This is a genomic window from Pseudomonas botevensis, assembly GCF_019145475.1.
Lineage (GTDB): Bacteria > Pseudomonadota > Gammaproteobacteria > Pseudomonadales > Pseudomonadaceae > Aquipseudomonas > Aquipseudomonas botevensis.
Genome location: NZ_JAHTKI010000014.1, coordinates 133,331 through 141,439 on the forward strand (window position 1 = coordinate 133,331; position 8,109 = coordinate 141,439).

Genomic DNA, 8,109 nt, shown 5'->3' on the forward strand with positions numbered 1-8,109 from the left:
CGCATTAGTCCGCGCCCACATTCATGATTTCCGGAGTTTTCCATGACGGCCCACGCCGACCTTTCGCCGACCCTCCAACTCGCCATCGACCTGATCCGCCGTCCGTCGGTGACGCCGGTCGACGCCGATTGCCAGAAGCAGATGATGCAGCGCCTGGGCGATGCCGGGTTCAACCTGGAGCCGATGCGCATCGAGGATGTGGATAACTTCTGGGCGACCCACGGCCAGGGCGACGGCCCAGTGCTGTGCTTCGCCGGCCACACCGATGTGGTGCCGACCGGCCCGGTGACCGCCTGGCAGATCGACCCGTTCAACGCGGTGATCGACGAACACGGCATGCTCTGCGGCCGTGGTGCGGCGGACATGAAAGGCAGCCTGGCGTCGATGACCGTGGCGGCCGAGCGCTTCGTCGCCGACTACCCGAACCACAAAGGCAAGGTCGCGTTCCTGATCACCAGCGACGAAGAAGGCCCGGCGCACCACGGCACCAAGGCTGTGGTTGAACGTCTTGTCGCACGCAACGAGCGCCTGGACTGGTGCATCGTCGGCGAGCCGTCGAGCACCACCCTGGTCGGCGACGTGGTGAAAAACGGTCGTCGCGGCTCCCTCGGCGCCAAGCTCACCTTGCGCGGTGTGCAGGGCCACGTGGCGTATCCGCACCTGGCGAAGAACCCGATCCACCTCGCCGCCCCGGCCCTGGCGGAACTGGCCGCCGAGCACTGGGATCACGGCAACGATTTCTTCCCGCCGACCAGCTTCCAGATTTCCAACATCAACTCCGGCACCGGCGCGACCAACGTGATTCCGGGCGATCTGGTGGCGTTGTTCAACTTCCGTTTCTCCACCGAATCCACCGTCGAAGGCTTGCAGAAGCGCGTCGCCGACATTCTCGACAAGCACAATCTGGACTGGCACATCGACTGGGCGCTGTCCGGCCTGCCATTCCTCACCGAACCGGGCGCGCTGCTCGACGCGGTGTCGTCGAGCATCAAGCAGATCACCGGTCGCGAAACCAAGGCGTCCACCAGCGGCGGCACCTCCGATGGTCGCTTCATCGCCACCATGGGTACTCAGGTGGTTGAACTGGGGCCGGTCAACGCGACCATCCACCAGGTCAACGAGCGCGTGCTGGCGGCCGACCTCGACGTGCTGACCGAGATCTACTACCAGACCCTGATCAAGTTGCTCGCCTGATGCTCGCGTGCCCGATCTGCAGTGAACCGCTCAACGCGGTGGACAACGGCGTGGCCTGCCCCGCCGGCCATCGGTTCGACCGTGCACGCCAGGGTTACCTGAACCTGCTGCCGGTGCAACACAAGAACAGCCGCGACCCTGGCGACAACCAGGCGATGGTCGAAGCCCGTCGTGACTTTCTGAATGCCGGTCATTACGCGCCGGTGGCCAGGCGTCTGGCGGAACTGGCGGCGAGTTACGCACCGGCCCGCTGGGTCGACATCGGTTGTGGCGAGGGTTACTACACCGCGCAGATCGCCGAGGCCCTGCCGGATGCCGATGGCTACGCGCTGGACATTTCCCGCGAAGCGGTGAAACGCGCCTGCAAACGCAACCCGCAATTGACCTGGTTGATCGCCAGCATGGCCCGGGTGCCGCTGGCGTCCGCCAGTTGCCAGTTTCTCGCCAGTGTTTTCAGCCCGCTGGACTGGGCAGAAGCCAAGCGCCTGCTCAGCGTCGGCGGCGGCCTGATGAAAGTCGGGCCGACCAGCGGCCATCTGATGGAACTGCGTGAACGCCTGTACGACGAAGTGCGTGAGTACACCGACGACAAGCATCTGGCGCTGGTGCCCGAGGGCATGGCGCTGGCACACAGCGAAACCCTGGAGTTCAAGCTGACGCTGGACAAGCCAGCGGATCGCGCCAACCTGCTGGCGATGACGCCCCACGGCTGGCGTGCCAGCGCCGAGCGCCGCGCGGCAGTGATCGAGCAGGCCGAGCCGTTCGAGACCACCGTCTCGATGCGCTACGATTATTTCGTTCTTCAATAAACTTTTGGACTCGGGCGAGCAGCCCGGGGCCGGCTAAATCCGCGAATGGATTTTTCAGACCCGCAGTGAGGACATCCATGCGCCAACCGGACATCGAGATTTACCTGAAAGACGCCGACGTCGACCACAAGGCCATTTCGGCCTGGCTCGACTCAGCACTGGGCGAGTGCAGCGAATGGGTGCAGAAAGGCCAGACCTGGAAGTGCAAGGCCGGCAACATCCCCGTGACCTGGCTGCCGAAAGCCGTGGGCAAGTGGAACAGCCTGTACCTGGAAAGCGACGAGACCCCATGGGACGACGACATCGCCTGCGCCCGCGCCGCGTTCGCCGCGCTGAACGTCGAAGTGCGCTGCGCACCGGGCACCTGGGTCGAGGAGGAAGGCGAGGAATCGGCCGATCGCTGGATTCGCATCAGTGCCGATGGTGAAGAAGAAATCACCTGGCGTACAAGCTGATTTCAGCCTCAAACAAAACCAATGCGGGAGCAAGCCTGCTCCCACATTGGTTTTGTGTTACAGGCCTACTACATCCTCGGCCTGCAAGCCTTTCTGCCCCTCCACCACCGCATACTCGACCCGCTGACCTTCAGTCAGCGAACGGTGGCCTTCGCCACGGATCGCGCGGTAATGCACGAAAACGTCCAGCCCGTCTTCGCGCTGAATGAAGCCGTAGCCTTTGGCATCGTTGAACCACTTCACGTTGCCGGTTTCACGTGTTGCCATCTGTTCATACTCCTTTTTTATTATTGAACGGGCTTTTCGCAGGAAAGCCTTGAGGAACGTCAGCCTGCGTCCGACGTCCATACAAGGGCCTCGGCGACAGACCGCCGAGTATATGACAGGCACGAAAAGTCTCAACAGGAGATTACTTCGCTGCTTTTTTGCCGATTTTCCATGAATCCGGCACACTATCGACCGCCCGAGCAAACGCTCGGTTTATCAACTCACGCAGAAGCCGTATGACCCGTTCCCCGTTCCGCCGTCTTGTGTTTGGCACCTTGCGCCGACTGTTGTATCTCTGGGTTCGCTCCGAGACGATCAACCAGTCGTCGTTCACTCTCAACCTCGACCGCAGTCGTCCGGTGTTCTACGTCCTGCAAAATCCTTCGCTCACGGATCTGGCGGTGGTCGACACCGAATGCACCAAGGCCGGCCTGCCGCGCCCGGTGCTGCCGGTATCGGTGGGTTCGCTGGTCGAACCGGCGGCGTTCTTCTACCTGACGCCGGACCCCGACTGGCTCGGTCGCCAGGACAAGCGCGGCGCCCCGCCAACCCTGACCCGACTGGTCAGCGCCCTCAGCCAGAACGCCGCCGAAGACGCACAGATCATTCCGGTCAGCGTGTTCTGGGGCCAGTCGCCGGACAGCGAATCGAGCCCGTGGAAACTGCTGTTCGCCGATAGCTGGGCGGTCACCGGACGTTTGCGTCGGCTGCTGAGCATCATGATTCTGGGGCGCAAGACCCGCGTGCAGTTCTCGGCGCCGATTCACCTGCGCGAGTTGATCGAACACAACAAGGGCCACGAGCGCACCGTGCGCATGGCCCAGCGGATCCTGCGGGTGCATTTCCGCAACCTGAAAACGGCGGTGATCGGCCCGGACATTTCCCACCGGCGCAATCTGGTCAAAGGCCTGCTCAATCAGCCGCTGGTCAAGCAGGCGATCCTCGATGAGGCCGAACGCGAAAACATCTCCGCCGAAAAAGCCAAGGCCCAGGCCCTGCGCTACGGCAACGAAATCGCCTCGGACTACACCTACACCGCCATCCGCTTCCTCGAAGTGGTGCTGAGCTGGTTCTGGAACAAGATCTACGACGGGATCAAGGTCAACCACATCGAAGGCGTGCAGAAGATCGCCCCCGGCCACGAAGTGATCTACGTGCCCTGCCATCGCAGCCACATCGACTACCTGTTGCTGTCCTACTTGCTGTTTCGCAACGGCCTGACCCCGCCGCACATCGCCGCCGGGATCAACCTGAACATGCCGGTGATCGGCAGCCTGTTGCGCCGTGGTGGCGCGTTCTTCATGCGCCGCACGTTCAAGGGCAATCCGCTGTACACCTCGGTGTTCAACGAATACCTCCATACCCTGTTCACCAAGGGCTTCCCGGTCGAATATTTCGTCGAAGGCGGCCGCTCGCGCACCGGGCGCATGCTGCAACCGAAAACCGGGATGCTGGCGATCACGATGCGCAGCTTCCTGCGCTCGTCGCGGATGCCGATCGTGTTTGTGCCGGTGTACATCGGTTACGAGCGCGTCCTTGAAGGACGGACTTACCTCGGCGAACTGCGGGGTGCGAGCAAGAAGAAAGAGTCGATCTTCGACATCTTCAAAGTCATCGGCGCGCTCAAGCAGCGTTTCGGCCAGGTAGCGGTCAACTTCGGCGAACCGATCAAACTGGCGGAATTCCTCGACAGCGAACAGCCGGACTGGCGCCAGCAGGAGCTCGGCCCGCAGTTCAAACCGGCGTGGCTCAACGAAACCACCAACCGCCTGGGCGAAAAAGTCGCCCGGCACTTGAACGAAGCGGCGGCGATCAACCCGGTCAACCTGGTGGCCCTGGCGCTGCTGTCGACCACCCGCCTGGCGCTGGACGACCGCGCCATGGCGCGGGTGCTGGACCTGTACCTGGCGCTGCTGCGCAAGGTGCCGTATTCGCCGCACACCACCTTGCCGGAGGGTGACGGACGGGCGCTGATCGAGCATGTGAAGAGCATGGATCTGCTGTCCGAGCAGAACGATGCGCTGGGCAAGATCCTCTATCTGGACGAGCAGAACGCCGTCCTGATGACCTACTACCGCAACAACGTGCTGCACATCTTCGCCCTGCCGGCGCTGCTGGCGAGCTTCTTCCAGAGCACTTCGCGCATGAGCCGCGAACAGATCCTGCGCTATACCCGCGCGCTGTATCCGTACCTGCAATCGGAGCTGTTCATCCGCTGGAGCCTGGACGAACTGGACGCGGTGATCGACCAGTGGCTGGAGGCGTTCGTCGAACAGGGCCTGCTGCGCTTCGAGAACGACGTGTACCTGCGCCCGGCGCCGAGTTCGCGGCATTTCGTGCTGCTGACCCTGCTGTCCAAGAGCATCGCCCAGACCCTGCAACGCTTCTACATGACCGTCTCGCTGCTGCTCAACAGCGGCCAGAACAGCATCAGCGCCGAAGAGCTGGAAGACCTGTGTACGGTCATGGCCCAGCGCCTGTCGATCCTGCATGGCCTGAACGCGCCGGAGTTCTTCGACAAGAGCCTGTTCCGTCACTTCATCCAGACCCTGCTCGACCTCGACGTGCTGCGTCGCGACGAAGCAGGCAAATTGAGCTACCACGAACTGCTCGGCGAGCTGGCCGAAGGCGCGGCGAAACGGGTGCTGCCGGCGGATATCCGGCTGTCGATCCGTCAGGTGGCGCTGCATCGCAGCGAAGATGCGGCGGAAACAGCGAGTACGCCCGCCGTCTGAAACTTGCAGATAACTAACAGGGGAATACGCTTGTTCCCCTGTTAGTTGATTCATGAATTAATGGGCGCATCAATTAATCGCGATAGGGATATCGAGATGAGCCTGTTAAATACACAGCCCTCCTCTGTAACTTTAAACTTCAGTTTGCCCCCGGAGTTTCAACCACCGTTCGACGGTAATAATGAAACGGTCGTCAGCGTCAAAGCCATCAATAGCAAATCCGTGGTCGCCGTTGATGAGTGGCGCCGCCCCAGACTCTTTGAGGCAGGCTGGAAGTCCCAATTCCTGCATCCTTACGACGATATCGGCGTCCGCTATCAAATCAACGTGCAGATGTTCCATAACCAACAACCGTTGTTGGTCGAACAAGACTATTTCGTGATCGTCAATCAGGCGCCCTACCGCCAGACCATCCATCTGAGTCCAATCGGACTGTTATATGTAGAAGTGCAACAACCCGATACTTTTGCAGCCGAAGAGGCCGTCACCGTCAGTTTGCATGAAGTCGCAGACCCCAGCGTCGAACTGATACGGGTCATGCACGATGAACAAACGGCCAGCTCGTTTTATCTCAAGTACGATCCGCAAAAAATAACACCGGGAAAACGCTACGCACTGACCGGCATCGAAAGCCGCTACCACCAACAGATCACGGTCTCTCCGGGGCTCGTCGAACTGGCGCCCGTTTCCCTCGGACAACCCGGAAGGCTGACGCAGAAACTCTCGCAATGGGCGCAAGCGCCCTTACGTTTGTTCACTGACGCTACGGCCAAAATCCGCTAGATTCGTGTTTGCGCCGGGACTCTTCCGGCGCAAACGTCTTTGAGGTCCCGATGAAAAAACTCACCCTTCTCGCCGCCGCCACACTGTTGAGCGCCTGCCAATCGACCACCCCTGCTGGCAAGGTCGGCCTCGACGGCGAAGTGTTCTACCTGCAACGCATCGCTTTGCCACCGAGCGCGACCTTGAGCGTGAGCCTGCAGGACGTATCCTTGGCGGACGCACCCGCCGTGGTGCTGGATGAGCAGAAAGGGCCGGTCAAAGGCCAGGTGCCGCTGCCGTTCCACTTGAGCTACGATCCCGCTCAGGTCAAGCCGGGCCACCGTTATTCGGTCAGCGCACGCATCGAAGTCAACGGCGAACTGATGTTCATCACCACCGAACACCACGCCGTACAACTCGATGGCAAGGATCCCCAGCCGCTGAAAGTCCGCGTCGACGCCGCCCGTTAATTCACACTCTGGAACAAGGAAGCCACCATGCTTCGCCCTACCCTTCGCTTCGCCGGCCTGTGCGCGGGCCTGATGATCTCCGCCAGCGCCCTGGCCCTGTCACTCAGCGACCTGTCACAAAACGACGCCACCGGCGGTCTCAAGGACGCCCTGACCCAGGGTGCACAACTGGCCGTCAAACAACTCGGCACCCCGGGCGGTTTCAGCAACAACCCTGACGTGAAGATCGAACTGCCGGGCAAACTCGGCAAAGTCGCCGGCAAGATGAAGGCCTTCGGCATGGGCGCTCAGGTCGACGAGCTGGAAACAGCCATGAACAAAGCGGCGGAAACCGCCGTGACCCAGGCCCAGCCGATCCTGGTCGATGCGGTGAAAAAAATGAGCGTGGAAGATGCCAAGGGCATCCTCAGCGGCGGCAACGACTCCGCCACCCAATACCTGGACAAGAGCAGCCGCGAACAGATCCGCGCCAAGTTCCTGCCGATCGTCAAACAAGCCACCGACAAAGTCGGCGTGGCGCAAAAGTACAACTCGTTTGCAGGCCAGGCCGCGACGTTTGGTGTTGTGGATGCCAAGAGCGCCAACATCGAAAGCTACGTGACCGAACAGGCGCTGAACGGCTTGTTCGAAATGATCGGCAAACAGGAAGAAACCATCCGCAAGAACCCGGCCGCTGCGGCGACGAGTCTGGCGAAGAAGGTGTTCGGGACGCTTTAAGCCGAAATGGCACGGAAGCGGGCTCTCTCGCTTCCGTTCTGTAAGCCGGTGGCCGAAGGGGCACGCAAGAAAAATACCCACTCGCGCCCCATCTTTCTCTTCTCGAAATTCTGCAACTCTATCAAACCGTTCAGGGTCGACACCGCCGTGTTGTAGCCGCAACCAAGATGCTCCCGCACATTGCTCGCCGTAAACTCCTTTGCCACCCCGCTCTTGGCAACCTGATAACCGCACGCTGTTTTTCCGTCAGGCGATCAAAAAAGCCCGAACTCGTCAGCCTTCGCTCAAAGTCTTCGGTGTACGCCAGTACTTTTGCGCGTAGACGTCAGTAAAACCACCCACCGCCCGCAAAATCACCGAGTACTGGAAGTCGATGAAATACGTCAGATCCAGTTCATCGACCTCGCTATGCAGGTATGAAGATCCTTGCCGGGATTGCTGGTTGTCAGGTTGGCTTCATGGATTCCTGGTAGTTTTCCAGCAGACTTTAGATCGCTGCCCTCACCCTGGCCCTCCCGAAACATCGGACCGCCCAGAGGGAGAGGGAACTGACCACAGCGGCAGTAAAGAATATGTACCCCCACCAAAACCCGGTCGGCTCGTAGGCCGCCTTAGTGGGCAAGCCCACTCCCAAAAGCAAAAGAAGCCTGAGAAACCCGCATCCGCTTCTCACCACTCAACACAATGAGCGTTAGCTCGA

The 8,109-nt window shown here is 60.8% G+C and carries 8 protein-coding genes and 1 pseudogene; 7 read left to right on the forward strand and 2 right to left on the reverse strand.

From position 1 onward, the window contains the following. The first annotated feature begins 42 nt into the window (after positions 1 to 42). The 3 genes from dapE (at position 43) to KVQ74_RS18720 (ending at position 2,458) form a co-directional block, all read left to right on the forward strand. Positions 43 to 1,194 carry a succinyl-diaminopimelate desuccinylase gene (dapE, locus tag KVQ74_RS18710; protein WP_217832649.1) on the forward strand — a complete coding sequence of 384 codons (1,152 nt, stop codon included), beginning with the start codon at positions 43 to 45 and terminating at the stop codon, positions 1,192 to 1,194. Then, a complete protein-coding gene (locus tag KVQ74_RS18715; protein ID WP_217832650.1) occupies positions 1,194 to 2,003 on the forward strand; it encodes a putative RNA methyltransferase in 810 nt (269 codons plus the stop codon). The genes dapE and KVQ74_RS18715 overlap by 1 nt, the downstream gene beginning before the upstream one ends. Before the next feature lie 77 nt (positions 2,004 to 2,080). After that, positions 2,081 to 2,458, forward strand: a complete 378-nt coding sequence (locus KVQ74_RS18720) for a hypothetical protein (RefSeq protein ID WP_217832651.1) — start codon at positions 2,081 to 2,083, stop codon at positions 2,456 to 2,458. A 57-nt stretch (positions 2,459 to 2,515) separates the two neighbouring features. Here the strand turns inward: KVQ74_RS18720 and KVQ74_RS18725 are convergent, their stop codons facing one another. Next, positions 2,516 to 2,725 carry a cold shock domain-containing protein gene (locus tag KVQ74_RS18725; protein WP_217832652.1) on the reverse strand — a complete coding sequence of 70 codons (210 nt, stop codon included), beginning with the start codon at positions 2,723 to 2,725 and terminating at the stop codon, positions 2,516 to 2,518. Between the two features lie 236 nt (positions 2,726 to 2,961). Between KVQ74_RS18725 and plsB the strand changes: the two genes are divergently transcribed. The 4 genes from plsB to KVQ74_RS18745 all read left to right on the forward strand — a co-directional run bounded on the left by plsB (position 2,962) and on the right by KVQ74_RS18745 (position 7,409). After that, positions 2,962 to 5,460 (forward strand): glycerol-3-phosphate 1-O-acyltransferase PlsB, encoded by a 2,499-nt coding sequence (gene plsB / locus KVQ74_RS18730; protein ID WP_217832653.1) that lies wholly within the window; start codon positions 2,962 to 2,964, stop codon positions 5,458 to 5,460. A 96-nt stretch (positions 5,461 to 5,556) separates the two neighbouring features. Further along, entirely contained in the window at positions 5,557 to 6,243 is a 687-nt protein-coding gene (locus KVQ74_RS18735; protein ID WP_217832654.1) for a hypothetical protein, read from the forward strand. A 50-nt stretch (positions 6,244 to 6,293) separates the two neighbouring features. Then, positions 6,294 to 6,692 carry a YbaY family lipoprotein gene (locus KVQ74_RS18740; protein ID WP_217832655.1) on the forward strand — a complete coding sequence of 133 codons (399 nt, stop codon included), beginning with the start codon at positions 6,294 to 6,296 and terminating at the stop codon, positions 6,690 to 6,692. Positions 6,693 to 6,719: 27 nt separating this feature from the next. Then, the gene (locus KVQ74_RS18745; protein ID WP_217832656.1) at positions 6,720 to 7,409 is read left to right on the forward strand and encodes a DUF4197 domain-containing protein; all 690 of its coding nucleotides are present in this window, start codon (positions 6,720 to 6,722) and stop codon (positions 7,407 to 7,409) included. Here the strand turns inward: KVQ74_RS18745 and KVQ74_RS29315 are convergent. Continuing rightward, positions 7,406 to 7,835: pseudogene (locus KVQ74_RS29315) on the reverse strand (Fic family protein); the annotation flags it as partial. The gene KVQ74_RS18745 and the pseudogene KVQ74_RS29315 overlap by 4 nt on opposite strands. Positions 7,836 to 8,109 lie beyond the last annotated feature (274 nt).